The sequence below is a fragment of the Sphingomonas benefaciens genome, from assembly GCF_052907485.1.
The window spans coordinates 1553307-1579856 of the sequence record NZ_JBREIC010000001.1; the positions used below are offsets into that span (position 1 = coordinate 1553307).

Annotated in this window: 27 protein-coding genes; 4 read left to right on the top strand and 23 right to left on the bottom strand. The window is 69.9% G+C overall.

Going from position 1 to position 26550, the window contains the following annotated elements; genetic code table 11:
- Positions 1–8 precede the first annotated feature (8 nt).
- Complete coding sequence (locus ACU5AX_RS07570; RefSeq protein WP_446690288.1) at positions 9–803, bottom strand: aldo/keto reductase; 795 nt, start codon at positions 801–803, stop codon at positions 9–11.
- A gap of 73 nt (positions 804–876) precedes the next feature.
- On the opposite strand from ACU5AX_RS07570, the gene ACU5AX_RS07575 reads away from it, so the two are divergent.
- Entirely contained in the window at positions 877–1515 is a 639-nt protein-coding gene (locus ACU5AX_RS07575) for a DedA family protein (RefSeq protein ID WP_446690289.1), read from the top strand.
- Here the strand turns inward: ACU5AX_RS07575 and ACU5AX_RS07580 are convergent.
- The 13 genes from ACU5AX_RS07580 to ACU5AX_RS07640 form a co-directional block, all read right to left on the bottom strand.
- Positions 1493–2884: a hypothetical protein gene (locus tag ACU5AX_RS07580; protein WP_446690290.1), complete on the bottom strand. Its 1392-nt coding sequence runs from the start codon at positions 2882–2884 to the stop codon at positions 1493–1495. The genes ACU5AX_RS07575 and ACU5AX_RS07580 overlap by 23 nt on opposite strands.
- 5 nt (positions 2885–2889) lie before the next feature.
- Positions 2890–3399, bottom strand: coding sequence for a DUF2306 domain-containing protein (locus ACU5AX_RS07585; protein ID WP_446690291.1), 510 nt, complete (start codon positions 3397–3399; stop codon positions 2890–2892).
- Positions 3400–3503: 104 nt separating this feature from the next.
- Positions 3504–4031, bottom strand: a complete 528-nt coding sequence (locus ACU5AX_RS07590) for a hypothetical protein (protein ID WP_446690292.1) — start codon at positions 4029–4031, stop codon at positions 3504–3506.
- Positions 4032–4044: 13 nt separating this feature from the next.
- Complete coding sequence (locus tag ACU5AX_RS07595) at positions 4045–4578, bottom strand: demethoxyubiquinone hydroxylase family protein (protein ID WP_446690293.1); 534 nt, start codon at positions 4576–4578, stop codon at positions 4045–4047.
- Positions 4575–5057 carry a disulfide bond formation protein B gene (locus tag ACU5AX_RS07600; RefSeq protein WP_446690294.1) on the bottom strand — a complete coding sequence of 161 codons (483 nt, stop codon included), beginning with the start codon at positions 5055–5057 and terminating at the stop codon, positions 4575–4577. Before ACU5AX_RS07600 ends, ACU5AX_RS07595 begins: the two co-directional genes overlap by 4 nt.
- On the bottom strand, positions 5054–6409 hold the full coding sequence (locus tag ACU5AX_RS07605; RefSeq protein WP_198351937.1) for a S41 family peptidase: 1356 nt from the start codon (positions 6407–6409) through the stop codon (positions 5054–5056). The genes ACU5AX_RS07600 and ACU5AX_RS07605 overlap by 4 nt, the downstream gene beginning before the upstream one ends.
- Positions 6410–6510: 101 nt before the next feature.
- On the bottom strand, positions 6511–7656 hold the full coding sequence (locus ACU5AX_RS07610; protein WP_446690295.1) for a murein hydrolase activator EnvC family protein: 1146 nt from the start codon (positions 7654–7656) through the stop codon (positions 6511–6513).
- 78 nt (positions 7657–7734) lie between these two features.
- Entirely contained in the window at positions 7735–8157 is a 423-nt protein-coding gene (locus ACU5AX_RS07615) for a 23S rRNA (pseudouridine(1915)-N(3))-methyltransferase RlmH (RefSeq protein ID WP_446690488.1), read from the bottom strand.
- 2 nt (positions 8158–8159) lie between these two features.
- The gene (rsfS, locus tag ACU5AX_RS07620) at positions 8160–8531 is read right to left on the bottom strand and encodes a ribosome silencing factor (protein ID WP_198353297.1); all 372 of its coding nucleotides are present in this window, start codon (positions 8529–8531) and stop codon (positions 8160–8162) included.
- A gap of 43 nt (positions 8532–8574) precedes the next feature.
- Positions 8575–9183: a nicotinate-nucleotide adenylyltransferase gene (locus tag ACU5AX_RS07625; protein ID WP_446690296.1), complete on the bottom strand. Its 609-nt coding sequence runs from the start codon at positions 9181–9183 to the stop codon at positions 8575–8577.
- Positions 9180–9464: a type II toxin-antitoxin system RelE/ParE family toxin gene (locus tag ACU5AX_RS07630; RefSeq protein ID WP_446690297.1), complete on the bottom strand. Its 285-nt coding sequence runs from the start codon at positions 9462–9464 to the stop codon at positions 9180–9182. Before ACU5AX_RS07630 ends, ACU5AX_RS07625 begins: the two co-directional genes overlap by 4 nt.
- The gene (locus tag ACU5AX_RS07635) at positions 9455–9715 is read right to left on the bottom strand and encodes a hypothetical protein (protein WP_446690298.1); all 261 of its coding nucleotides are present in this window, start codon (positions 9713–9715) and stop codon (positions 9455–9457) included. The genes ACU5AX_RS07630 and ACU5AX_RS07635 overlap by 10 nt, the downstream gene beginning before the upstream one ends.
- 36 nt (positions 9716–9751) lie before the next feature.
- The gene (locus ACU5AX_RS07640) at positions 9752–11005 is read right to left on the bottom strand and encodes a glutamate-5-semialdehyde dehydrogenase (RefSeq protein WP_446690299.1); all 1254 of its coding nucleotides are present in this window, start codon (positions 11003–11005) and stop codon (positions 9752–9754) included.
- Positions 11006–11070: 65 nt separating this feature from the next.
- Here ACU5AX_RS07640 and ACU5AX_RS07645 point away from each other — a divergent pair, with 65 nt between their 5' ends.
- Positions 11071–12153 carry a DUF3667 domain-containing protein gene (locus ACU5AX_RS07645; RefSeq protein ID WP_446690300.1) on the top strand — a complete coding sequence of 361 codons (1083 nt, stop codon included), beginning with the start codon at positions 11071–11073 and terminating at the stop codon, positions 12151–12153.
- 67 nt (positions 12154–12220) lie between these two features.
- Here the strand turns inward: ACU5AX_RS07645 and ACU5AX_RS07650 are convergent, their stop codons facing one another.
- The 8 genes from ACU5AX_RS07650 to ptsP form a co-directional block, all read right to left on the bottom strand.
- On the bottom strand, positions 12221–13945 hold the full coding sequence (locus tag ACU5AX_RS07650; protein WP_446690301.1) for an aspartyl protease family protein: 1725 nt from the start codon (positions 13943–13945) through the stop codon (positions 12221–12223).
- A 95-nt stretch (positions 13946–14040) separates the two neighbouring features.
- Positions 14041–14949 carry a subclass B3 metallo-beta-lactamase gene (bla, locus tag ACU5AX_RS07655; RefSeq protein ID WP_446690302.1) on the bottom strand — a complete coding sequence of 303 codons (909 nt, stop codon included), beginning with the start codon at positions 14947–14949 and terminating at the stop codon, positions 14041–14043.
- A 274-nt stretch (positions 14950–15223) separates the two neighbouring features.
- The gene (locus ACU5AX_RS07660; RefSeq protein WP_446690303.1) at positions 15224–15604 is read right to left on the bottom strand and encodes a hypothetical protein; all 381 of its coding nucleotides are present in this window, start codon (positions 15602–15604) and stop codon (positions 15224–15226) included.
- Between the two features lie 81 nt (positions 15605–15685).
- On the bottom strand, positions 15686–17662 hold the full coding sequence (gene ftsH / locus ACU5AX_RS07665) for an ATP-dependent zinc metalloprotease FtsH (RefSeq protein ID WP_198351930.1): 1977 nt from the start codon (positions 17660–17662) through the stop codon (positions 15686–15688).
- 97 nt (positions 17663–17759) lie between these two features.
- Complete coding sequence (gene tilS, locus ACU5AX_RS07670) at positions 17760–18776, bottom strand: tRNA lysidine(34) synthetase TilS (RefSeq protein ID WP_446690304.1); 1017 nt, start codon at positions 18774–18776, stop codon at positions 17760–17762.
- On the bottom strand, positions 18739–19716 hold the full coding sequence (locus tag ACU5AX_RS07675) for a tetratricopeptide repeat protein (RefSeq protein WP_446690305.1): 978 nt from the start codon (positions 19714–19716) through the stop codon (positions 18739–18741). Before ACU5AX_RS07675 ends, tilS begins: the two co-directional genes overlap by 38 nt.
- Before the next feature lie 77 nt (positions 19717–19793).
- Positions 19794–20777, bottom strand: coding sequence for a helix-turn-helix domain-containing protein (locus ACU5AX_RS07680; RefSeq protein ID WP_446690306.1), 984 nt, complete (start codon positions 20775–20777; stop codon positions 19794–19796).
- A gap of 107 nt (positions 20778–20884) precedes the next feature.
- Positions 20885–23158: a phosphoenolpyruvate--protein phosphotransferase gene (gene ptsP / locus ACU5AX_RS07685; protein WP_446690307.1), complete on the bottom strand. Its 2274-nt coding sequence runs from the start codon at positions 23156–23158 to the stop codon at positions 20885–20887.
- A gap of 133 nt (positions 23159–23291) precedes the next feature.
- Here ptsP and ACU5AX_RS07690 point away from each other — a divergent pair, with 133 nt between their 5' ends.
- A complete protein-coding gene (locus tag ACU5AX_RS07690) occupies positions 23292–24056 on the top strand; it encodes an ABC transporter ATP-binding protein (RefSeq protein ID WP_446690308.1) in 765 nt (254 codons plus the stop codon).
- A gap of 4 nt (positions 24057–24060) precedes the next feature.
- A complete protein-coding gene (locus ACU5AX_RS07695; RefSeq protein WP_446690309.1) occupies positions 24061–25482 on the top strand; it encodes a hypothetical protein in 1422 nt (473 codons plus the stop codon).
- A 3-nt stretch (positions 25483–25485) separates the two neighbouring features.
- Here the strand turns inward: ACU5AX_RS07695 and ruvB are convergent, their stop codons facing one another.
- On the bottom strand, positions 25486–26511 hold the full coding sequence (ruvB, locus tag ACU5AX_RS07700) for a Holliday junction branch migration DNA helicase RuvB (RefSeq protein ID WP_446690310.1): 1026 nt from the start codon (positions 26509–26511) through the stop codon (positions 25486–25488).
- Positions 26512–26550 lie beyond the last annotated feature (39 nt).

A 26550-nucleotide genomic window follows, 5' to 3' on the forward strand; every position in this document is an offset into this window, starting at 1 on the left:
GTCACTGCTTACATCGTCCGGGGATCCGGGCCGATCCGCTGCTGCCGGTCGAGCCCGTCGATTGCCGCGACATCCTCCGCCAGCAGCGTCAGTTCCTGTGCCGCGACATTGTCGCGCAGATGTTCTGGGTCCGCCGCCTTGGGGATCACCGACAGGCCATGGGCGAGGTGCCAGGCGAGGATCACCTGCGCCGGCGAGCGGCCATGTTTGTCCGCGATGCCGGCGATCGTCGCGTCGCGCAGCAGCTCGCCGCCCTGGCCGAGCGGGCTCCAGCTCTGCGTGACGATGCCGTGGCGTTCGTGAAAGGCGCGTTCCTCGCGGCGCTGGTGATGCGGGTGCAGCTCGATCTGGTTGACCGCGGGCACGACGCCGGTCGCATCGATGATCCGCTCGAGATGGTCGGGCAGGAAGTTGGACACGCCGATCGATCGAGTCTTGCCGGCATCGCGCAGCTTGACCAGCGCCTGCCACGCTTCGACATAGCGATCCTGCCCCGGCGACGGCCAATGGATCAGATACAGGTCGACGCTGTCGCGGCCGAGCAGCGCCAGGCTCTCGTCGAGCGCCGCCTCGGCATCGCCCTGCCGGTCGTTCCACAATTTGGTGGTCAGGAACGCCTCCTCGTCGGTCATCCCCTCGCCGACGCCGCGTTCGTTGCCGTAGATCGCCGCCGTGTCGATCAGCCGCACGCCGAGGTCGAGCGCGCGGCGCACGGCCATCGCCGCCTGCGAATCCGGAATTTGCCAGGTGCCGAAGCCGAGCCGCGGCATCGTGCGGCCATCGTTGAGGGTAAGATCGTCCATCCGCCCCAAGCGCTTAGCGCGCACGCCGGTTCCCCCTTCCCTTACTCCTTGGGATCGGCCAAGCGCGGGTCCCATGTTCGAAAAGATCCTGGGCGTCCTTGCCACCTTCACCATCTGGGTGATCTCCAGCGGCGGCTATGTCGGCATCGCCATCCTGATGGCGATCGAAAGTGCGTGCATTCCGCTGCCGTCGGAAATCATCATGCCGTTCGCCGGCTATCTGGTCTCGACCGGTCGCTTCGACCTCTATCTGGCGGCGACCGCGGGGGCGATCGGCTGCAACATCGGATCGATCGTCGCCTATGAGATCGGCAAGCGCGGCGGCCGGCCGGTGGCGGAACGCTGGGGCCGCTATCTGCTGATCGGTCCGGGCGAGCTCGACGCGGCGGACCGGTTCTTCGCGCGCTGGGGCAGCATCGCCGTGCTGATCGGGCGATTGCTCCCGGTGATCCGCAGCTTCATCGCCTTTCCGGCCGGTGTCGCGCGGATGCGGCTGGTGCCGTTCCACGTCTATACCTTCCTCGGCTCCTGGCCCTGGTGCTTCGGCCTCGCCTGGGTCGGCATGAAGCTCGGCAGCAAGTGGAACAGCGATCCGCGGATCAAGGCGGCCTTCCACCGTGCCGACTTGCTGATCGGCATCGTCCTCGTCGCATTGGTCGCCTTCTACATCTGGCACCGCGTCCGCGGCCTCAAGCGCGCGCCGCACGCCTGACGCTGGCGACCAGCCAGCCGAGCATCGGCAGCGCGAGCGCCGCCCACCAGGCCAGACCGAACCACGGCGACCAGCCGAACCATTCGCTGGCTACCGTGCGCAGCTCGCCGTCGGCGAACCGCCCGGCCAGCACCCACTCCCACAGCGGGAAGGGCGTCGTCGGCGGCGCGAAGATCTCTGCGGCGGCGATGGCGGCATTGAGCGCGATCGATCCGCCGAGCAGGATCGCCGCCGCGATTCGCGAACGGCGCCCCGGCAGGATCGTCCAGAGGGCGGCCAGGCCCACCGCCAGCGGCGCCACGGCCGGCATGGCGAGGCGCGGACCGGTCGTGTTGCCCCCTTCCCAATAGACATAGGCCGCGTTGACGAGCAGCGTGACCACGGCCGTCGCCATGCAGGTCAGGGCGAGGCCCCGGCGCGCGCCATCGCCGTACAAGGCCGTGAGTCCGAACGGCGCGAGCAGCAGCACCGGCGCCACCCAGACCAGGCCGACCTTCCAGCCGACGAGGATCGCCGCCAGTGGTCCGGGGCGCGGCCAAATCAGCCCGAACAGCCCCTGGTGCATGCCTTCCCACCCGACCACGCCGGAATAAGCGACGCGGAACGGCGTGCCGAAAACGAACAGATTGTAGCCGAGCACCGGCAGCACGCCGATCGCTGCGCCGCAGAGAAGCAGGGCGATGAGGCGCGGCCAGTCAGGCCGTCGACCGAAGCGCAGCATGGCCCAAAGGCCGATCGCGCTGCCGGCGAGGATCGCCTGATGCTCGATCGCCACCGCTCCGCCCAGCGCCAGTCCGGCGAGCAGCGCCTGCCGCCCCCCGCCCCGCCAGATCGCCCAAAGCGCGATCAGGTAGAGGGCCGCGACCGGCGCATGCCCCATGACCGTCGTCGACCAGCCCCAGATCGGCGTGCCGAGCGCAAAGCCCAGGCTGGCGAACAATCCCGCCGCCGCGCTGCCGGTGATCGCGAGGGCCAGGTCGAACAGCGCCACCGCCGCCAGCGCGGTCAGCACCGCCGCGCCACTTGCCGCGGCAAGCCGGGTGCGCAAGCGCAGCATCCGCTCGAATGCGGGCCCGACCGGCAGCACGCCGAAATCGGTGCCACGCTGCCCCGTCATCCAGTCCGCCACTACCACCGCGGGCAGCGCGAGCAGCGTCATGCCAGGCGCCTTGTCGAGGTAATAATGGCCGTCGAACATCGCCTTGTCGATCGTCTGCGACTGGTAGCGATCGATCGCGCCACCTTCGCCCTCCGCCAGGCTCATCGCCGCGAACATCCGCGTCGCATTGTTCGGATTGAGTTCCCACGAGCCGAACCAGGCGCAGCTGAACCAGACGAGCGCGAACAGGACGATGCGGATGCCGCGCATCGCGATCAGCCGAACAGCCAGTGGCCGAGCATCCGCCCGAACGGGAAGGTGAATACCCCCGCGATCAGCAGCGCGCCCGTCACCATCGCGCGGACGCCGCGGCGGTGGCGGTCGACGCGATGCGTGCGGGCGGCGTGCCAGAGCAGCGGCACCTGCACCAGCGTGAAGGCAGAAAGCAGGTGGATCAGGCTGAAGCCGCCATGGTTGGTCTGGCGGATGCCGAAGGACAGGGCTGCGGTCAGCACCATCGCCACGACCCAGATCGTGCCGAGCCGGCGATGGCGACGGTCGCCGCGGCGTCCCAGCAGCATCACCGGCGTCAGCGCCAGCGCGACGACGATCGTGGCGAGATGCGCCCAGACCAGCATCGGCACCCGCCCCCAATCGGCCTGGCCGCGGGCGATCGCCACCAGCACGACGGCGAGCAGCAGTGCGGCGGCGTAAGCGAGAATCCGCTCGTAGCCGTCCGCGGCATAGGGCGTCCGCAGCCGTCCCCAATCGATCGTCGTTGCCACGGCTTCCCTGCAGTTATGGTCCGTAGGTCAGCCTAGTGCACGATGCGGCGCGGTTGAAGCCGGATGTCGTCACGCCGCGATGCGGTTCGGGGACGGTCGCCCCTTTATTGCGGCGGCGTCTCGTCCGCCTTTTGCTGACGGCGCTCCTCGCGCGCGGCGCGCGCTTGCTGTGCGAAACAGCCGGACTGGCCACCGGCGCCGACCACCGAGCAACTGCCGGTGCTCGACACGCCGACACCGGTATCGAGCACGCCCTTGGCGCGTGCCGCCCAGCTCTGATTCTGCGGCGTGATCTGCAGATCGCGCAACTCCTTAGGTACGCGATATTGCTCCTGCGCGCTGCGCCGCTCGCACACCACGATTTCCGCGCCGTCGCTGTTCGTCGGGCAACGCTCGTTGCCGTAGAGGACCAGCACGCCGTTGATCGGCGCGCGCTTGGCGACCTCGCCCGGCCCCTGCACCGGCTTGGGCTTGACCGCACCGGGCAGCGCCGGCGCCGGGGTGAGGAACAGAGGCTTGGTGTCGGCGGCGTTCGTCGCCGGGGTCGCGGTGGTCGCGGCCGGCGTGCTACGCTGCTGCGCCACCGCCGGCGTGGCCATGGCCAGCACGGCCAGGGTCAGGGAAAGACGCATCACCAAACTCCCGTCAGATCCTCTTGGCGGCCGCGATCGCCACCTTGCACCCCATCCGGATCAGCCCGAACATCACCGGATAGGCGATCGCATTTTCCGCACCCGCGCCGATCGCATGGTCGCGATGCTCCAGCTCCTCCGCCTGGAAATCGGCGATCGCCTCCGACAGCTCGGGCTCGCTGTCGCCAAGCTCGTCGAGCTGCGCCTGATAATGTTTGTCGATCTCGGTCTCGACCGCCGCGGTGCAGGCCATCGCTGCCTCCGGGCCGATCGCCGCGGTCACCGCGCCGAGCGCGAAGCCGGCGACGTTCCAGAACGGCTGGAACAGCGTCGGGCGGACGCCGCGTTCCGCGATCAGCCGGTCGAAGAAGGCGCGATGCCGCTCCTCCTGCACCGCCATATGGTGGATCGCCCGGCTGGCGGGATGGCGGTCGCCGAGCACCGCGAGCTGCCCCGCATAAATGCGCGTCGCGCCATATTCGCCCGCCTGATCGACGCGGATCATCGCCTCGACCGGTTCGCGCCGGTCACCCGGTTTCCAACTCATCGGCTCTTCCTCATCAGCACGAGGACGGTGAACGCGCCGGCGAGCGAGAAGATCGCATTGAAGCCGGCAAGCGAGACACCGGCGAGCGTCCACTGGGGCGCGTCGCAGCGCACGATCGGCGCCTTCATCAGCGCGTCGAGCCGCGCCGCCGCATCGAGCCCGCGCAGATCGACGGTGGAGGTGCAGGCGGTGAAGCCGTTCCACCAGTGATATTCGACGCCGGCATGCAGCACGCCGATCACACCCGACACCGCAACCAGCAATGCGGCGAGGATCACGAACGCCTTGGCGACGCTACGCTGCGGCACCACAAATGCGAGCAGGGCGAAAGGCAGCGCGGCATAATGCGGCCAGCGCTGCCAATGGCACATCTCGCACGGGTACAGGTGCCCGAACAGCTGCGATCCCCAGGCGCCGGCAAGCAGCGCGGCAGGGAGCAGCAGCGCGATCCACCGCGCGAGCCGTTCGTTGCGGGTCATTGCGCCGGCGCAGGCGTCTTGACCGGCCGCGGCGCGGTCGCCGCCGCCACCTGCGTCGGGCCGCCGAGCCGTGCGACCGTCTTCAGCGCATAATAGAGCTGGAAGTCGTCGATGCCCTGCTTCTTCAATTGCTCCGCGGTCATGCCGAAGCGCGGATCGTCCTTGTTGTCCTCTTCGAGGATCTTGTCGTCCGCCTTGACCTCGTTGATCAGGTGGCGGCGCAGGTCCGCCTCGCGGAAGACGGGGCGCGTCTTGAAATCGGGGTCGCTGATCTGCGGCACCTTGATGTCCGGCTCGATGCCGCCTTCCTGCACGCTGCGCCCCGACGGGGTGTAATAGCGCGCGGTGGTCAGGCGCAGCGCGGTCTTGGGCCCGAGCGGCAGCAGCGTCTGTACCGATCCCTTGCCGAAGCTGCGCTCGCCCATGATCAACGCGCGGTGATGATCCTGCAACGCGCCGGCGACAATCTCGGAGGCGGAGGCCGTGCCGGGATTGGTCAGCACGATCACCGGCAGACCGTGCGCGTCGTCGCCCGGCTTGGCGAAATAGCGCTCGATATCGGTCTTCTCGCGTCCGCGCTGCGAGACGATCTCGCCATGATCGAGGAAAGCGTCGCTGACCGCGATCGCCTGCGTCAGCAAGCCGCCGCCATTGTCGCGCAGGTCGACGACATAGCCGAGCGGGCGGTGGCCCAGGCTCTTGTCGATCGCCATGATCGCCGCACGCGTGTCGGCGCCGGTATTTTCGGAGAAGGTGTTGATATTGATGTAGCCGACCTGGCCGCGCACCTCCCATTTCACCGGCTTCTGCACGATCACCTCGCGCGTCATGGTGACGTCGATCGGCTTGTCGTGGCCGGGACGGACCAGCGTCAGGCTGATCTTAGACCCCGGCTTGCCGCGCATCAGGCCGATCGCCTCGTCCAGCGTGTCGCCGTAGATCAGCTTGCCGTCGATATGGGTGATATAGTCGCCCGACTTGACGCCGGCGCGATAGGCGGGCGTGTCCTCCTGCGGGGCGACGACCTTTACCGCGCCGTCCTCCATCTGGACGGTCAGGCCGAGCCCGCCATAATTGCCCTCGGTCTGGATGCGCAGATTGTCATAGTCGAGCGCGTCGACGTAGCTGGAATGGGGATCGAGCGCCGCGAGCATGCCCTGGATCGCGCCCTTGATCAGCGTCTTGTCATCGACCTTGTCGACGTAATCGGCCTTCACGCGGTTGAACACGTCGAGGAACTGATCGAATTCGCGGTAGGTGTCGGTGTCGACCGCGGCCATGGCCTGGGTCGCGAGCGGGATCAGGCAAAGCGAACCGAGGATCGCGGTCGCGGTAAGCAGCGGACGGGCCATCGAAAATCCTGAAGGCGACAAAAGCGGACCTGATCCTAGCGGGTATCGGGCGACAATCAAAGCACGGCGGCGCTGAACGGCGGGTGAGCGTCGCCCCGCGATCAGCCGAGCAGCGCGACGATATCCATCGGCCGGCCACGGCGCCGCAGTTCCACCGTCACCTCGGGCTCGGCGCCTGCGCCGGCCCGACCGATCGGCGCGCCGGCCGCGACCCGCTGGCCCGGCCTGACCGCCGCATGGCCGAGGCCGGTGACCAGCGACGTCCAGCCGTCACCGTGATCGACGATGACGATCGTGCCATAGTCGCGGAAGCGGCGGGCGTAGCGGATCGTCCCCGCCGCCGGCGCGGTCACCATCGCGCCCGGCCGCACGGCGAGCGTCAATCCGCGTGCCCGTACGCCGGCGGCGGACAGTTCGTCCAAACCCGTCACCAGCCGCCCCTGCACCGGCAGGCGATAGACGCCGCGCGGCCGCGCCGGGGCTTGTACACCGGGCGCCAGCGGGCGCGGCAGCGGACCGGGCAAGGCGGCAAGGTCCGCGGCAGTCGCCTGCGCGACATCGCCCTCGGCCAGCCGATCGACCAGATCGCGCGCGCGTTCGCCTAGTGCGAGGGCGCGATCCTCCTCGCTCATCGCGCCGCGGCCCAGCGCCTGGCTGCGCGAACGATGCGCCGCTTCCGCCTGGGCCAGCGCGGTCCGGTCGGCCTCCAGCCGCGCCCGCCCCTCGCGCAGCGCCGCGGCGGCGGCGGCGGCACTCGCCTGTAGCGACCGGGTACGGTCGATCGCGGCCCGCACGTCCGTGGTACGGGCGCGGATCACCGGCAGCGCACCGCCGAGCACGGCGCGGACATGGACGAGGTCGTCGACCGATCCCGGCTGCGCCACCGCCGCCACCGTCGGCCGCCGCGCCAGCGACTGCAACGCCGCCAGCAGTCGTGCCAGCGGCGCCTGTCGGGTCGCCAGATCGGCCTGTTGTTCGGCAAGCAGTCGGGCGACGATCGCGCTGCGGGTCCGGGCGGCGGTCAGATTCGCCTCCGCCGCCGTGACCCGCGCCGCCAGGGCGACCTCCTCCGCACGCGCGCGCTCCGCCGCCCCGCGCTCCGCCGCCGCCCGCTTGGCCAGGGCCTCTGCCCGCGCCGCCGCCGCCACCGATTCGCGCTTCGCCATCGCCAGCCGCGTGCGCTGGTCCGCGAGCGACTGTCCTCTCGCCGCGACGCTGCCGGACAGCAGCAGCACCGTCGCGAGCAACAGCGCCGGTTGGGGGCGGCGAGTCCGCCAATCGCTGATCAAACCGCCGCTAGGAAGCCACGGGACCATCATCGCGCCCTACCCTTCCCGATGGTAGGGATGCCCCGCCAGGATGCTGGTCGCGCGGAACAATTGCTCGGCCAGCATCGCCCGCGCCAGCAGGTGCGGCCAGGTCGCGCGGCCGAAGGACAGCAACAGGTCCGCCTCCGCCCGTTCGGCATCGCCGAAGCCGTCCGCCGCGCCGATCAGGAAGCGGGCCTCGCGCACGCCGTCGTCGCGCCAGCGTTCCAGCCGTCGGGCGAAGTCGAGCGAGCCGAGCATCTCTCCCTTTTCGTCGAGCAGCACCCGCCGCGTCTGCGCTTCCAACGGCGGCATGCGACCGCCGGTGTCGGGCAGTTCCGAGATACGCGTCGGCCAGGCGATCCGCTTCAGATAGCGGTCGACCAGATCGGCTTCGGGCGAGCGCCCGATCCGGCCGCGCGCGACGATGTGGAGAAGAATGCTCAGGCCTGCGTCGGCTGGCCCGGCGCCGCCGGGGCCTCACCGAACTGCCACATCCGCTCCAGATTGTAGAAGGAGCGGACCTCGGGACGGAACAGGTGAACGATCACGTCACCGGCGTCGAGCAGCACCCAATCGGCCGCGGGCAGCCCCTCGATGCGGACGATACGGCCGAACTCGGCCTTGATCTTCTCGGCGAGCTTGGTCGCCATCGACGCGACCTGGCGCGTCGAACGGCCACTGGCGATCACCATAAAATCGGCGATCGACGATTTGCCGGCGAGCGGGATCGATACCGCCTCCACCGCCTGGTCATCGTCGAGGGAGGCCATCACGAGTCGATGCAGCGCCTCGACCTCGGCCGGATCGGACATGGGCGCGGCACGCGAGGGTGCAGCCTGGGGGGTCGTCGCCAAGTTAGCTCCTGGGTTGCTGGACCGGTTGGCGCCGGTGCCAGTCGGGATCGGCCGCGCGGGCCGCGGTCGCGGACGTCGGGTCGGGGCGGAAGTGCAGCAGCACGAGGGCCGGCAATCTCCACGTCGTCCAATCGTTCGCCTGGTCTGCGGGCCGTTGGAAGCGTCGCAGCCATCCCATCGCGACACTCGCGAGGGCCTTATCATCATACCCCGGACGCGCGATCACCGCAATCGGCATCGTGCGGGCGATCTCGCGCCAGCCGCGCCAGCGGTGGAACTGCGCCAGATTGTCCGCCCCCATCAGCCAGATGAAGTGCGTCTTGGGGTAGCGGCGGCGCAGCTTGCGCAGCGTGTCGAGCGTGTAGCGGGTGCCGAGCCGGACCTCGATGTCGGTCGCACGGATCGGCGCGCGCCGCGCCATCGCCCGCGCCGAGCCGAGCCGTGCGGCGAACGGCGCCATGTCCGGTGCGCCGTCCTTCAGCGGATTGCCCGGCGAGACCATCCACCACGCCTCGTTGAGATCGAGAACGCGGATCGCCGCCAGCGTGATCCGCCGATGCCCACGATGCGCCGGGTTGAACGAGCCGCCAAGCAGTCCGATGCGGGTCAAGACGGCAGCTGCCAGTCCTCGCGCTCGTGATGCACGCGGATGACTTCAACTGTCCGACCCTTGATCCGGTAACGGATCAAATAAGGCGTATCGAGGACCCGCAGCAGACGCTGCTCGCCGTCGAGCGGCCGGCCACCACGAGGGAAGTTTTCGAGAAAACGCGCACGGTGACGTATCGCGGCAACCGTCCGAGCAGCCATTGCGGGCGACACTTCCCGCGCCAGCCAGTCGCCGATGCTTCGCACATCCAGCAGGGAAAGCGGCGACCAGCTTATCCGCATTGGGCGCGATAAGCGGCAATCATTGCGTCGAGCTCGGCCATGACCTCTTCATGCGGAATGCCTTCTCCCCGATCGAGCGAGTCGATCCCCGCCTGGATGAAGGCGTCGAAATCGTCGTCGGTTTCCGCTGCGCGCCGGATCGCCTCGGCCGCGAATTCGGGGCCGGTCATGCCACGGCGGCTGGCGACGCGTTCGACCATCGCCATGGTTTCCGCATCGATTTCGGTCGTGATCGGCTGAAGGCTGGCCATGGTTGCCATATAGGCGATACGCCGCCCCCGCTCAACTCAACCGCGCACCTGCCCGGTGCCGCGGCCGATCCATTTGTACGTCGTCAGCCCCTCCAGCGCCACCGGCCCGCGCGCATGGAGCCGCCCGGTCGCGATGCCGATCTCCGCGCCAAGGCCGAATTCGCCACCGTCGGCGAATTGCGTCGAGGCGTTCCACAAGACGATCGCCGAATCGACCGCGGTCAGGAAGCGCTCCGCCACGGCCGGGTCGTCCGCGACGATCGCATCGGTATGATGCGAGCCGTGCGCGGCGATATGGGCGATCGCCTGCTCGACTCCGTCGACCATCGCGACTGAGGCGATGGCGTCGAGATATTCGGTGTCCCAATCGGCCGCGTCGGCGATGGCGAGCCCAGGCACCAGCGCCGCGGCGTGATCGTCGCCGCGCACCTCGCACCCTGCATCGCGCAAGGCTACGATCAGCGCGCCCGCATCGGCGAAGCCCCGGTCGATCAGCAAGGTCTCCATCGCCCCGCAGATGCCGGTACGGCGCAGCTTGGCGTCGAGCACGATCCGCCGCGCCATCGCCGGGTCGGCAGACGCATCGACATAGACGTGGTTGATCCCATCGAGATGCGCGAGCACCGGCACGCGCGCCTCCGCCTGCACCCGCGCGACTAGGCTCTTGCCGCCGCGCGGCACGACCAGGTCGATGACCCCGTCCGCGGCCAGCATCGCCCCTACTGCGGCGCGGTCGGTGGTCGGCACCAGCTGCACCGCATCCGCCGGCAGTCCTGCCGCCGCGAACCCCTGCGCCAGCGCCGCATGGGTCGCGGCGTTGCTGTGCACCGCCTCCGATCCGCCGCGCAGGATCGCCGCATTGCCGGCCATGACGCACAGCGCCGCGGCATCGGCGGTGACGTTGGGCCGCGATTCGTAGATGATGCCGATCACCCCGATCGGCACCCGAACGCGCGACAGTTCCAGCCCGTTCGGCCGCGTCGTCCGGTCGATCACCTGCCCGACCGGATCGGCGAGCCCGGCGACCGCTTCCACCCCCGCCGCCATCGCGGCGATCCGCCCCTCGTCGAGCCGCAGCCGGTCGAGCAGCGCCCCCGACAGGCCGCGTTCGGTCGCCGCGGCCATATCCTGCGCATTGGCATCCGCGATCGCCGGCGCCTTGGCGCGCAGCGCCGCCGCCGCCGCCCGCAGCCCGTCCGCCTTGCGCGCGGTCGGCAGCCCCGCCAGCGACGTGGCGGCGGTGCGGGCACTGCGTCCCATTTCGGCGATCAGCATGGCGGGGTCGGTCATCGTCCCTTTGCTAACACGCTGATCCCCCTTGCGCCACGCCGCGTGCCTTGCCACCCTCCCGTCCCATGTCGGGGGATATCGCTGCAGCAGCAGACATCGTCACGGGTGCGCTTGCCGCCCGTTCCATCGAACCGTCCGCGGGGGAGGCGCACGGCCACGGCCATGCCGGCGCGCTGTGCCTCAATTGCGGGACTCGTTTGATCGGTTCGCACTGTCACGCCTGCGGCCAGTCGGCGCACGTCCATCGCTCGGTCGGCGCGATCGGCCATGAGATCGCCCATGGCGTCTTCCATTTCGAAGGCAAGATCTGGCGGACGCTGCCGATGCTGATAATGCGCCCGGGCGAACTGACCCGCCGCTACATCGCGGGCGAGCGTGCCCGCTTCGTTTCGCCGCTCGCCCTGTTCCTGTTCACCGTCTTCCTGATGTTCGCGACGATCAGCGCGCTGGGCGGCGACATCGCCGAACTGGCGACGCCAGGTGAGATCGGTCGGCATGTCGTCGGCCTCGCCAAGGGCGTCGAGCGGGTCCAGCACCAGCTCGACGAGGCGCAGAAGTTGCGGGCGGAGCTGGTCGCGGCGGGCAAGTCGACGGCCAAGATCGATCAGAGCATCGCCGAGCTGCAAACCGCGGTCACCGCGCTGAAGCGCACGCAGGCGGGGGCCGCCGGCGACGGCGATCGGTCCGACTTCACCTTCACCAACGCCCGGACCGGCTGGGACAAGCTCGACCACGGCCTCGAAAAGGCCAACAAGAACCCCGGCCTCGCGCTCTACAAGCTGCAATCCAGCGCTTACAAATACAGCTGGCTGCTGATCCCGATCTCCACCCCCTTCGTCGCCCTGCTGTTCCTGTGGCGGCGGCGGTTCGGCCTGTACGACCATGCGATCTTCGTCACCTACAGCCTCGCCTTCATGATGCTGATGGTGATCGCGCTGATGCTCGGCGGGGTCCTCGGCCTGTGGCCCGGCTTCATCGTGTTCACGGTGTTTCTGCTGCCGCCGATCCACATGTACCGCCAGTTGCGCGGCGCCTATTCGCTCCGCCGCTTCTCCGCACTGTGGCGGACGGTGGCGCTGCTGGTCTTCGCCTGGACCGCACTGATCGCCTTCGTCACGCTGCTGCTGCTCCACGGCCTGACCGACTAGGGTCTGATCCGCTGACGTGGAAGCGGCACCGGCCCTGATCCAGCTTCGGTGGATCAGACCCTAAGCCCTACAAGCCATAGCGCTTGGCGCGGTCCGGCAGCGTGCGGTCGACGGCACGCGCCGCGGCGAGATCGGCATCGGCCTGAGCGATCTGCCCCTGGCGCCGCTCCACCACCGAGCGGCCGTAGAGCGACCAGCCGAGCTTGGGGTTGATCGCCAGCGCCGCCGCGAAATCCCGGCTCGCCGCGGCATCGTCGCCCTGGCGCAGCGCGACCAGGCCGCGACTGTCGAGGAACGACGCATTGCTCGGCACCGCACGCACCGCCGCGTCGCAATCGCTGCGCGCCTTGTCGAGATCGCGGTTGGCGAGGACGCGCGCCCAGCAGCGGCCGTTCTGCGCCTGGCTGCGATGCGCGTCGTCGCGATGCGTCGCCAGCCAGCTGTCATATTGACCGATCGCCGCGTCGAAGGCGTCGGCGGCCGAATAGAGCTGGCCGAGCACCATACGCCGCGCGTCCTCGCGCGGCAGCCGCGCGCTGATCGCGTCGAGGTCGCTGATGCTGCCCCCCGGATTGCCGGCGCGCAGCCGCACCTGCGCGCGAATCAGCTGCGCCTCGAGATCGTTGGGATCGAGCGTCAGCGTCGTGTTGAGGTCGTCGAGGGCGAGCACCGGCCGCCGCTGCGCCAGATAGACGAGCGCCCGCTGGCGCGGAAAGCGCGGGTCCTTGGGCGCCAGCGTGATCGCCTGGGTATAGGCATCGATCGCATGCGGCAGGTCGCGCTGGGTCTGGAACATCGCCGCGCGCCGCGCCCAGCCGTCCGCATCGGTCGGCGCCGCCTCGGGTGCGCCGGAGGCGACGACGCTGCCGGCCGGGTCGACATGCGCGCCCATGTCGAACAGCCGGCCACCGGTGTAGGTGAAATACATCCGCCGCTGCGCGTTCGACACGAAGATGCGGTGCGAGATAAAATAGTCGGCACCGATCAGCATGTCGGTGTCGAGATCGCCGAGATCGGCGATGCGCAGCCGGACGTTGTGCAGTTCCTCGTCGCCGATCTTGATCACGGCGAACTTGCCGATCCAGCCCTGCACCACGCGCTTGCCGAGCCCGGTCTGCCAGCCGGCCGTCTCGACGCCGGGGTCGCCGGGATGGACGCCCGCCTTGGCCGCCGCGCGCAGCGTCACCACCGTCTGCGCCGCACCGGTGTCGAAGGTCGCGCGCAGTTTCGCGCCGTCCAGCTCGACCGCGCCGACCGTATGGTTGCGTGCACTTTCCTTGCTTTCGATCGGCAGGGTGAAGAACGGCTTGCCCGCGCTCCAATAGGCCAAGGCGGTCTTGCCGCAGCCCGTCGTCTTGAACAGCCGCACCGCGCCGTCGGGCAGGTCATATTCGACGTCCGCCAGCCCGAGCACGTTCTGGCCGAGCAGCCCGGTCTGGCCGATGTCGGTGCCGCCGACGACGAACTGGACGTCGTTCAGGTCGAATCCCGCCAGGCCGAAATGACGGACGCGCGCGACGCTGGCATCGCTGGTGCCGCCGATGCCGCGCAGCCGCAGGCCGCCGGGCATGTTGACGGCGGGAAGGTCGAGCGCCTTGGCGACCGGCGGCGAGATCGTGCTGAAGAAGGCGCCACTGTCGACGATGAAGGGTGCGGGCTTGCCGTTGATCGTGGTCTGCACGATCGGACGTAGCCCCTGCATCGTCACCGCCAGCTCGGCCATCTTGCCGACCTTGCAGGTCTCCGCCGCCGCCGGGGCGGCGGTCGCCACCGCCACAACCGCGATCGCCATGCCGACACCGTTTCGCATCCCACCCCCCTGTCACCGCCCATCGGATCGACCGGCAGCATCGCCGATCAGGGTAGAAGCGCAAGCTGACAATCGGCTTACAGCGCTGGCTTGCCGCCCGGCCGGCGCTCCCTGGCCAGCCGTGCGTCGAGCGCCGCCCGCCCGGCGGCGGCATAGTCGCGACACGCGGTCGGCGAGGCGAGTGGCTTGCGGCCATCGAGCCGCGCGTACAGGTCGCTGGCGCCCGGATGCGGGGTGACGATCAGCTCGCACGGCAAAGCGGCGACCGTCGCCAGCGCGGCCCGGAAGCGGCGGACATAGGCGGGGTGGTCGACGAAGCGATAGGCGTCGTTCGATACCGCGCTGACACTGTCGGCATAGGCGATGCGGCGACAGGTCGTGCCGGCGCAGCTGCGCCACGTCCACGACGTGCTGCCCGGCGCGTGGCCCGGCGTCGCATGCGCGGTCAGGCGCAGATCGCCCAGCGTCACCACACCACCGTCGCGGATGACCCGGTCAACGCGGACACCGGCGAATTCCGGCCGGCTCGACGTTCGCTGTGGATCGTCCGCCGCCGGCACCGCGCGCTCCAGCATCGGTCGGGCCACCACGGTCGCGATCATCTGCGCGCCCGTCGCCCGCTTCAGCGTGGCCAGCCCGCCGGCATGGTCCTGATGCTCATGGCTGGACAGCAGGATCTTGACGTCCTCCGGCCGCAGACCCAACCGCCGGATATTGGCGAGGATGTTCGGCACGGCCGGCGCCGTCGCCGCGTCGATGACGATCGCTCCGGCCGAACCGACGATCAGCGGCACGGTGATCCCGCAGCTGCCGATGTCGTAGATATTGGCGAAGATGCGGATCGGCGGGGCGGGATCGGCCCACCCGTCCCTGCCCGCACAGGCGCGGCGGTGCTCGGCGATGCTGGCCGGATGCAGCGCGGTCGGCGCTGCGGTCGCACCGGGCCATGCGGCTGCCGCCAGCATGACGATTGAGGCCGTGCGCATGACGTGTCTCCCCGAGGTTCGGCGCGTGCGACGCGCTCGCCCCGCCCGCTTACGCCAGACGTCCGCTCCGCAGAAGTCGGCGCGCGATCCGGCCGGTCAGGAGGGACGCACCGCGCCGATCCCTCCCGTTCGTCGCGTTCCTGTGCGGGCAGGGCCGCTGTACGGCAGACTCGCCGGCACATCCGAACGTACCGCCGCACAGGGCGCCTTTTCCGAAGCATGGCGTGGACACGATGCATCCACGCGACCTCGTTAAAGCCGCCCGCTCACTCCCTCACCCGCACGGAAAGCGCTTGGCCAGCACCCGCGCATAGCCGTCCTTGAGCGGCAGCCGCTTTTCCGCCGGGGTCAGCTCGTCGAGCCCCGACAGCATGTCGAGGATGCCGAGCGATTCGCCCTCCGGGAGACAGGCGATCGGCGGCTTGCCCGCCGCGGCGCGGGCGGCGCGATCCGCCTTCAGCTCGCGCGTCGCCGCATCCGCCTCGGCCTTCAGCATCGGATAGTCGGGATTGGTCAGCGCGGTGAACGGATTGGCGCGCAGCGGCGCAGCCTTGGTCAGGAAGGTCTCTACCGTGATCGCCGCCGCGGCGGGCGAGGCGACGAGCAACGGGGCGGCCACGGCCGCCGCAAGAAATACAGGGAATTTGAACGACATCGGCGGCACTCCACCAGAGGAATGCCGCCGCTTAGTCGGATCAAACTGACGCCGGGCTGAACCGGTCCGGTCGTATCCCCTTCAGGCGCCGAGCGGGCTCGGCTGGCCGAAGGGACCGCCGGGACGGCGCGTCTTCGGGATCGAGGTGCCGGCGCGCGGCACGTTCGACTTGGGGCTGGGATCGGGCCGGCCGATCTCTTCGCCCGCGATCAGCTTCTTGATCTCGTCGCCGGACAAAGTCTCATATTCGAGCAGCGCACCGGCGAGCAGATGGAGCTGGTCGACATGCTCAGTCAGCACCTGCTTGGCCTTGGTCAGCCCGCCCTCGACGATGCCCTTGATCTCGTCGTCGATCAGCTGCGCCGTCGCGTTCGACATGCGGACCGGCTGGCTCGACGAATAGCCGAGGAAGCTCTCGCCTTCCGGCTGGGCATATTCGACCGGCCCGACCTTGTCCGACATGCCCCATTTGGTGACCATGTCGCGGGCGAGGCCGGTGGCGTACTGGATGTCGCCGGACGCACCGCTCGACACCTTGTCGTAGCCGAAGATGATCTCCTCGGCGACGCGGCCGCCCATGCTCACCGCCAGGTTCGCGTACATCTTGTCGCGATGGTAGCTGTAGCTGTCCCGCTCCGGCAGGCGCATCACCATGCCCAGCGCCCGGCCGCGCGGGATGATCGTCGCCTTGTGGATCGGGTCGGACGCCGGCTCGTGCAGCGCGACGATGGCATGGCCCGCCTCGTGATAGGCGGTCATCCGCTTCTCGTCCTCGGTCATGACCATGCTGCGCCGCTCGGCGCCCATCATCACCTTGTCCTTGGCCTCCTCGAACTCGGCCATGGCGACCAGCCGCTTCGACTTGCGCGCCGCCATCAGCGCCGCCTCGTTGACGAGGTTGGCGAGATCGGCACCCGAGAAGCCCGGCGTGCCGCGTGCGATGACGCGCGCGTCGACGTCCGGCGCCAGCGGCACCTTCTTCATATGCACTTCGAGGATCTTGATCCGGCCCTCGATGTCCGGGCGCGGCACCACGACCTGGCGGTCGAAGCGGCCGGGACGCAGCAGCGCGGGATCGAGCACGTCGGGGCGGTTGGTCGCCGCGACGATGATGATGCCTTCATTGGCCTCGAAGCCGTCCATCTCGACCAGCAACTGGTTGAGCGTCTGCTCGCGCTCGTCATTGCCGTTGCCCAAGCCCGCACCGCGATGGCGGCCGACCGCGTCGATCTCGTCGATGAAGACGATGCACGGCGCGCTTTTCTTGGCCTGTTCGAACATGTCGCGGACGCGGCTGGCGCCGACGCCGACGAACATCTCGACGAAGTCCGAGCCGGAGATGGTGAAGAACGGCACGCCCGCCTCACCCGCGATCGCGCGGGCGAGCAGCGTCTTGCCGGTGCCGGGCGAACCGACAAGCAGTGCGCCCTTCGGGATCTTGCCACCCAGCCGGGCGAACTTGGTCGGATCCTTCAGGAACTCAACGATCTCGGTCAGTTCGGCGCGCGCCTCGTCGATGCCGGCGACGTCGTCGAAGGTGACCTTGCCTTCCTTCTGCGTCAGCATCCGGGCCCGCGACTTGCCGAAGCCCATCGCGCCGCCGCCGGTGTTCTTCTGCATCTGCTTCAGCACGAAGAAGGCGATGCCGAGGAACAGCAGGAACGGCAGCGATTGATACAGCAGCAGCATCCACATCGACGTCCCCTCCTCGGGCTTGGCCGAGATGGTCACGTTCTTTTCGCGCAGATGCGGGACCAGCGACGGATCCTGGATCGGATAGGTGCGGAACTTGTCGCCGCTGGTGCCGGTGCCGGTGATCACGTCGCGGCTGATCGCGACATCCTTCACCGTGCCTTCGTCCACCCGGTCGAGGAACTTCGAATAAGCGATCGTGTCGCCTTTCGCCCCGGTCGTCGTGCCGTTGAACTGCGTCAGGAACAGCCCGATCGCGAGCAGGATGCCGACCCAGATCAGCAGGCTCTTCATCCAGGGATTGCCGCCGCCGTTACCGCCGGAATTCCCGCCGTCGTTCTGGGGCTGCTTGTCGTTGTCGTTCATGCACGGACCTTTCAGCCATCAAGATAGGCGCGCCCAGGTTAATGGCAATGGAACAAGCGATCAGTTTGAGCGATCAGAGTGTGCGATCCGACCGGCGTCAGCCGGTGCGCCGTGCCGGGGCGGGACGGAAACGCCATTCCTCACCCGCGGGCGTCGCCGCGACCCCCGCTTGGGTCGCGCGCTTGCCCGCCGCCAGCGAATCGAGCAGCGCCTCGACATTGGCGGCCTCGCTCCATTTCGGTGCGACCAGCCGGGCCGAATCGATGACCGCCGTGATCGCCCGCCGCGCCAGCCGCCGCGTCAGCTCGCGGGGCAGGCCGGCGACGCGGACCCGCACCGTCGCGCCGCTGACGCTCGCCCGTTCCGACCACAGCCAGTCAACGATCGCCCGCACGTCGCCATCGGCCTCGCCCAGCGCCGCGGCGGCGCGGGCAAGCTGCGGCGGGCCGAGCCATTCGTTGGCGTCGAGCAAGCGCCGGAATCGCGTGCGATCATGCGCCGGATCGTGATTCGCCGGATCGTCGATGAACGGCACGTCCTGGCGCCGCACGATCGCGCGCAGCTCGGCGCGGCGCCATTCCAGCAACGGGCGGACGACCGTCACGTCGTCGATTACGGTCCGCGGACGAACGCCGGCGAGGCCCGACAGGCCGGAGCCGCGCGCGGCGCGCATCAGAAACGTCTCCGCCTGGTCGTCGACATGATGCGCCGTCGCCAGTGCCTCCGCGCCGATCGCCTTGGCGTGCCCGGTGAGCAGGCCGTAGCGCGCGGTCCGCGCCGCCGCCTGGAGGCTTGCCCCGCTGATCGCGCTGTGCGGCACCAGCGTCGCATGCGCGATGCCCAAGGTCGCGCAATGGTCGGCCACCATCGCCGCCTCCGCCGCCGCCTCGGGCCGCAGGCGGTGATCGACGCTCGCCACCGCGATGCCGCCCGCCAGTCCGGCCGCGGCGGCGAGCGTCAGCATCGCCATCGAGTCCGGCCCGCCCGAGACGGCAAGCAGCACCGGCGCGCGCGGCACATGGCCGAACGCGCGGATCAGGTCATCGCGGAACCGGTCGCCCTCGGCGACGATCGGCTCACTTGCACTTGGCGGCGGTACGGCCCTTCTCGACATCGGCCTTCATCTGGGAGGAGATCTTGGTTCCGTAAACATCGGTCAGCTCGCCATAGACCTTGCAGGCATCGGCCGGCTTGTTCAGCTTGATGAGCGCCTGGGCGAGGTAATAGAGGCTGTCGGGCGCCCGTTCGCCGTCCGGCATCTTCTTGTAATTGTCATAGAAGGCCATCGAGGCGAGGCTCGGCTTGCCCTCGTCCAGATAGGCCCGGCCGAGCAGGTTCTGGGCGTAGCTGGCGCGGCGGTGCTTCGGGTAATCGGCGACCACCTTCTTCAGCTGCGCCTCTGCCTGTGGATATTGCTTCGCAGCCCACAGGCGATAGCCGTAGAGATAATCGTCCTCGGCATTGTTGCCGGTCGATGGCTTGCTGACCGGACCGGCACTGGCACCGGCGGTGCCAGCGTCGTCTGCATTGGCCGATGCCGGTCTGGCGGCGGGGGCCGCGCCGCCACGGCTCGGCCGCGAGGCGGTCGCGCCGGCCGCGGGGCGGTCGTCCATCGGCTCCTCTTCGCTGCCGACCGCGGGAGACGGCGCCGGCGCCGGTGCGCTCGCCAGCGACTTCAGCTTGCCGTCGGTCGCGCGCTTGTACGCCTCGAACTGGTCCTGCAGCTGGCGCAGCTTGTAGCCGTTCTGCTCGATCTGATCGGTCATCGACGCCATCTGGCTTTCCAGCGCGGTGACGCGGCTGGTCAGGTCGGCGACCGCGCTGGTCGCGGGCACGCCGCCCGCCTGCGCCGGCGTGTCGGGGCGCGTGACCTCGGGCTGCAGATACTGGCCCGCGCCGCCGGGAAAGACCTTGCGCTGCACGGCGCGCATCTCGCCCTCCAGCTTGCCGACGCGCCCGTCGAGGTTGCTGCTCTGCGCGCTGGCCGGCACGGCCAGCAGCGTCGCGGGAATCAGAGCGGCGGACGCGGCGAGCGCCCAGATCGTCTTAGACATGGTTCGGGCGCCCCCCGGCGCAGCTGATGGTGAGGTCCTGATTCATCATAACTGCAACCGGGCAGCTGTCGCCAGCCTTAAGGTGCGGTCGAATTGCCCGTCGTTGCGGCAGGTTGCGCCGCATCCAGATTGGCCCGCTGGGTCTCGCTGACCGCCGCCGGCGCCGCCGCGGCCTCGCGCCGCGGCCGGCTGGCGGCGCTACGCCGCGCGGACGTCCGCGTCGCCGTCTCCGCCGTCGCGACCGGGGTCGCCACCGGCAGCGGCTGGCCGTTGATCCGCGCCGCCAGCGCCGCGCCGTCGACGCGCACATCCTTGATCGCGCGCGATCCGTCGCCGAGCGGCGGCACCGCCGACCCGTTGAGCGTCACCGCCAATTTGTCCGGCCGCCCGACGTTGATCATCGGTTGCTTGGCGTCGGTGGGCACGTCGAAACTGTCGCCCGGCTTCATCGTGCCGAGGTACAGCGTCTTGTTGTCGGCATCGTAGACGCGCAGCCAGACCTCGTCATTGGCGGTCAGCCGCACCTGCTCGCCCTGCGCGGGCGCCGCGGTCGGCGTCGCCGCCGGGGCGGCGGGCGCGGCGGCGATCGTCTGGCTCGCCACCGGGCCGCCATCGGTCGAGCCGGTGCGATAGCTCTGGAACAATGTGGTGCCGTACCACAGGGCGACCAGCACCAGCACCGCCACCGCGACACCGGCCGCGATCACCGCGACGCCGCGCGACGGCACGCGCGCCGGATCGGCGGTTTCATAGGGCACATATTCGGGCTGGCGGGGCCCGAGCCGGTCGAGCTCGCCGCGCACGTCCTGTGCCACCGCCACCTCGTCCAGCCCGACCGCCCGCGCATAGGCCTTGGAAAAGCCCATCGCATAGGTCGGCGCCGGCAGCGCGCCGTAATTGCCGGTTTCCAGCGCCTCGAGATGCCGTTGCGGCACGCGCGTCCGGCCCGCGATCTCCGCGAGGCTGAGCCCGCGGGCCTCGCGCGCCACGCGCAACCGTCCACCCGCCGTCATCGGCGTCGCAGAGTTGGCATCAGGCTGGCCGCGATCGACCTCGTCCATTCTCATCTCCAAGGGAGTGACGGTCTTCCAGGCCGCCGCTGACGGGGGCGACATTCCCAGAGGGCCAGCGGCATGTCAACGCGCTCGACCCCCGCTTCGGCGGACGATCAGGCCAGATCAACGCCGTTTGCCGACGCCCATCCGGCCAATGCACCGCGCATGTCCCGCGGCGGACGCGCCAGCAATTCGTCGACGAAGCCGGCGATCGCCGTGCGATCGAGGCTGCGCACCATCGCCTTGATCGGCCCGACCGCGGCCGGGGTGATCGACAGCCGGTCGATGCCGAGGCCGATCAGCGCCATCGCCTCCAGCGGCCGGCCGCCCATTTCCCCGCACACCGCCAGTGTGACCCCGGCCTCGCGCACTGGCACCAGCACGCGCTTCAGGAAGCGCAGGATCGACGGGCTCAGCCAGTCGTAGCGCTCGGCGAGCTTGGGATTGGCGCGATCGGCGGCGAACAGGAATTGCGTCAGGTCGTTGGTGCCGACCGACAGGAAGTCGATGTCCGGCAGCAACATGTCGAGCTGCTCGGCCAGTGCCGGCACTTCCAGCATCGCGCCATAACGGATCTCGACCGGTGGCCGCCGGCCACGCCCGGCCAGCCAGGCCCGCTGCGCCTCGAACAGCGCCTTGGCCTCGCCGAACTCCCACGCCTCGCTGACCATCGGGAACATGACGTTGAGCGTCCGCCCCGCCGCCGCCTCGATCAAAGCCCGTGCCTGCGCCTTCATCAGGCCTTCCCGTTCCAGCGCCAGCCGCAGCGCGCGCCAGCCCATCGCCGGATTTTCCTCGTCGCCGTCGGCATGCTGCAGATAAGGCAGCGCCTTGTCGCCGCCGATGTCGACGGTGCGGAACACCACCGGCCGATCGCCCGCGGCATCCAGTACCTCGCGATACAGGCGCTGCTGGCGTTCGCGCTGCGGCAGGGTGGCGGATACCAGGAACTGGAACTCCGTGCGGAACAGGCCGATGCCGTCGGCGCCGGTTACGTCCAGCGCGGCGGCATCGTCGCGCAGCCCGGCATTGACCATCACCGTGATGCGATGGCCGTCGCGCGTCGTCGGCGGCACGTCGCGCAGGGCGGCGAAGGCGGCGCGCCGCTTCTGCCGCAAGGTCAGCTTCGCCTCGAACGCCTCTTCCATCGCCGCCGATGGGCGCGCGAAGACATTGCCGGCGACTGAATCGAGCAGCAGCAGGTCGCCTTCTGCGATGAGCCGACGCACGTCGCGCACCCGGCCGAGCACCGGCACGCCCATCGCCCGCGCGACGATGGTGACGTGGGCGGTCAGCGAGCCTTCCTCCAGCACCACGCCCTTCAGCCGGCGCTTGTCATATTCCAGCAGTTCGGCCGGCCCGAGGTTGCGCGCGATCAGGATCGCGTCCTGCCGCAGGCCGAGCTGCGCGGCCGTGCCCATTTGCCCCGACACGATGCGCAGCAACCGGTTGGACAGGTCCTCCAGGTCGTGCATCCGGTCGGCGAGCAGCGGGTCGTCGATCTGCCGCATGCGCTGGCGGGTGCGCTGCTGGACACGCTCGATCGCCGCCTCCGCGGTCAGCCCGGAATCGATCGCCTCGTTGATCCGCCGCGCCCAGCCTTCGTCATAGGCAAACATCTTATAGGTCTCGAGCACCTCCTTGTGCTCGCCGTCGACCCCGAACTCCGCCTCGCGCGTCATCCGGTCGATCTGCTCGCGCATCTTGTCGAACGCGGCATAGACGCGATGCCGTTCGGCGTTGATGTCCTCGGCGACGGTATGTTCGACGACGACGCGCGGCTGGTGGAAGACCGCGAATCCCGATCCCATGCCCTCGACCAGCTTCAGCCCCATCAGGCGGACGGCGGCGGTCGACTGCGGCCGGTCCTTGGCGGCGCCGGCGGGATCGATCAGCCCGGCATTGGCGATCAGCTCGGACAGCACCATCGCCACCGTCTGCAGCGCCTCGATCTCGACGTCCTGATATTTGCGCTGCTCGCTGTGCTGCACCGCCAGCACGCCCACCGCCCGCTCGCGCCGGATGATCGGCACGCCGGCAAAGCTGTGGTAGCGCTCCTCGCCCGTCTCGGGCTTGTAGGCGAAGTCCGGGTGGCTCGCCGCCTCGTCGAGGTTGAGCACCTCGACATCCTCGGCGATCGTGCCGACCAGCCCCTCGCCCAGTGCCAATTTGGTGACGTGCACCGCCTCCGTGGCGAGGCCGCGCGTCGCGAACAGCTCCAGCACGCCCTCGCGCAGCAGGTAGATGGAGCAGACCTCGCTATCCATCGCCTCCGCGATGATCGCCACCACCGCGTCCAGCTTCGCCTGCGCAGGGTTACGGCCCGCCATCACATCGTGCAGGCGGGTCAGGATCTCGCGGGCGGAGGCGGCGGCCGAGCTGGGCATGATAGAGGCGGCTATCAGATGCGAAAGCCGGGTGCCACGCAACATTCTTTTGCAGGCAATGGAACAAAATCGCCATTGTTGGCGCGAGCCGGGTCGCGGCCGGCTTGTCCGCGGGCGCGGGATCGGCGACGCTATGCCCGACATGAATGATCCCGACCCCTCCCCGCCGGTCGCGGCGCTGGCCGTGCGCGGCCTCACCAAACGATTCGACCGCCCGGTCATCGCCGACCTCGACCTCACCATCCGGGCGGGCGAACTCTATGCGCTGCTCGGCGCGAACGGCGCGGGTAAGACGACGACGCTGCGCATGGTCACCGGCCTCGCCCGGCCCGACGCCGGCCAGATCCGCATCTTCGGCATCGACGCGCGGCGCGATCCGCTCGCCGCCAAGGCGATCACCGCCTGGCTGCCCGACGAGCCGATGCTCTACGACAAATTGACCCCGGCGGAATATCTCGCCTTCGTCGCCGGCCTGTGGCGGATGGACCCCGGCCATGCCACCGCGGAGGCGAAACGGCTGCTCCACTGGCTCGAACTATGGGACCAGCGCGACACCCGCTGCGAGGGTTTCTCGCGCGGGATGAAGCAGAAGGTCGCGCTCGCCGGCGCGCTGATCCACGATCCGCGCCTGCTGATCCTCGACGAACCGCTGACCGGGCTCGACGCGGCGATGGCGCGCAGCGTCAAGGACGCGCTGCGCGCGCAGGTCGATGCCGGCAAGACGGTGATCGTCACCACCCACATCCTCGACGTCGCCGAGCGGATGGCCGACCGGATCGGCATCCTCGCCGACGGTCGCCTGATGGCCGAGGGCACGCTCGCCGAGCTGCGCCACCAGGCGGGAACGGAGGGACTGACGCTGGAAGACACGTTCATCCGGCTGACCGGCGGGCATTGAGGCGATGACCCGACCCGGTTCCCTGCCCTGGCTGATCGGCCATGAGATGCGGCTGGCATGGCGCGGGCGGCCGCGCGGCTGGGGCAGCGCGCTGATCCTCGGCGTGCTGCTCGGCCTCTACATCCTTGGCGGCATCGCGCTGGCGATCGGGCTGCGCGACACGCCGATCGCGCCCCACCCCTGGCTCGCCGTGCCGCTGTTCGGCATGACGCTGCTCGTCACCTCGCTGATGACGACCCAGGCGATGATCGCCAGCCAGCAGACGCTCTACGGCGCCCGCGACCTCGACCTGCTGCTCACCGCGCCGCTGCCGCCACGCGCGGCGATCCTCGCCAAATTGCTCGGCATCGCGGCGTCGGTGGTCACCGTCTATGCCGCGCTGCTGCTGCCGATCGTGCTGCCGGTCGCGACGCTCGGCCACCCCCGCCTGTTCGGCACCGCCGCCCTGCTGGTCGCGCTCGCCCTTGCCGCGGCGGCGATCGGCCTTGCGCTGACGCTGCTGATCGCGGCGGTCGCCGGGCCGCGCGCGGCGCGCACCGTCGGCCAGATCGCGGCGGCGGTGCTCGGCGGCGCCTTCTTCCTCGCCACCCAGATCGCCAGCCACAGCGGCAGCGGCACGCGCCGGTCGCTGTTCGCATGGTTCGCCGAACACGGCATCGGCCGCAGCGGCTGGAGCCTGCTGCCGCTGCGCGCCGCCTTCGGCGACGGCACCGCTTTGTCGCTGATCGGGCTGGTGTCGATCGCGCTGTTCGTCGCGGTCGGCGTGGTGCTGGAGCGGCGCTTCCTGTCGACCTATGTCGACGGCGGCATGCGCCTGTCGCGGCGCCGCGTCCGCTCGCGCGGCCTCGCCGGCCTGTTCCATGCCTCGCTGCGCCGCACCATCTTCGCCAAGGAATGGCGGCTGCTCGCCCGCGACCCGGCGTTGCTCGCGCAGATCGTGCTGCGCCTCGTCTATCTGCTGCCGCTGGTGTTCGTCGGCATGCAGCATCGCGGCGGCGACGGCTCGTTCGCGCCGCCGCTCGCCGCCGCCGGGGTGCTGATCGCCAGCCAGCTCGCCGGCAGCCTCGCCTGGCTGACGCTGTCGGCAGAGGACGCGCCGGAGCTGCTCGCGGTCGCGCCGGTCGCCACCGGCGTCGTCCGCCGCGCCAAGCTTGCCGCCGCGCTGGCGATGGCGGCGCCGTTCGCGCTGCTGCCGGCGCTGGTCGTCGCCGCCTCGACGCTGGCCGGCGCGCTCGTCACGCTGGCGATGGCCGCGCTTGCCGGCCTCGGCACCGGCGGGATCGAGATGCTGTTCGGCAAGCCGGGCAACCGCGCCGGCTTCGCGCGGCGACAGAAGGGGTCGGTCGCCGCCGGGCTGCTGTCGTTGTTCGTCGCGGCGATCTGCGGCGGCATCGCCGCGCTGGCGGTCTATTGGCTGATCCGCTGACGATCAGGAATCGAACAGGCCGTCCTGGCTGCCGACCGGCGGGTTGAGGCCGAGATGCTTCCAGCCGCCGGCGTTGAGCACCCGGCCCCGGGCGGTGCGGGCGACGAGGCCGAGCTGGATGAGATAGGGTTCGATCACCTCCTCGATCGTGTCGCGCGGTTCGGACAGGCCGGCCGCCAGCGTCTCGACGCCGACCGGCCCGCCGCGATAGATGTCGGCGATCATCGTCAGATAGCGCCGGTCCATTGCGTCGAGGCCGAGCGTATCGACCTCCAGCCGGTTGAGCGCGCGGTCGGCGACCGCGGCGTCGACCACCGCGGCGCCGGCGACATTGGCGAAGTCGCGCACCCGGCGCAGCAGCCGTCCGGCGATGCGCGGCGTGCCGCGCGCCCGCCGCGCGATCTCCGCCGCGCCATCGGCGGCAATGCCGAGGTCGAGCAGCCCCGCTGCGCGGCTGACCACCCGGGTCAGTTCCTCGACCGTGTAGAATTGCAGCCGCACCGGAATGCCGAACCGATCGCGCAGCGGCGTCGTCAGCAGCCCCTGCCGCGTCGTCGCACCCACCAATGTGAAGCGCGGCAGGTCGATGCGCACCGAGCGCGCCGACGGTCCCTCGCCGATCATCAGGTCGAGCGCGCGATCCTCCATCGCCGGATAGAGCACCTCCTCGACCGCCGGTTGCAGCCGGTGGATCTCGTCGATGAACAGCACGTCGCCATCCTCGAGATTGGTGAGCAAGGCGGCGAGGTCGCCCGACTTGGCGATCACCGGACCGGAGGTGGCCCGGAAACCGACCCCCATCTCGCGCGCGATGATCTGCGCCAGCGTCGTCTTGCCGAGGCCCGGCGGGCCGAAGAACAGCACATGGTCGAGCGCGTCGCCGCGCCCGCGCGCCGCCTCGATGAACACGCGCAGGTTTTCGCGCGCCGCCTGCTGCCCGACGAATTCGTCGAGACTGCGCGGCCGCAGCGCGGCGTCGACATCCTCGGGGCGGCGGGCGGCGGTCAGCAGGCGGTCGGCGTCGGTCACGCTTCGTTCCGTAGCGGCTCACACCGGGGCGGAAAAGGA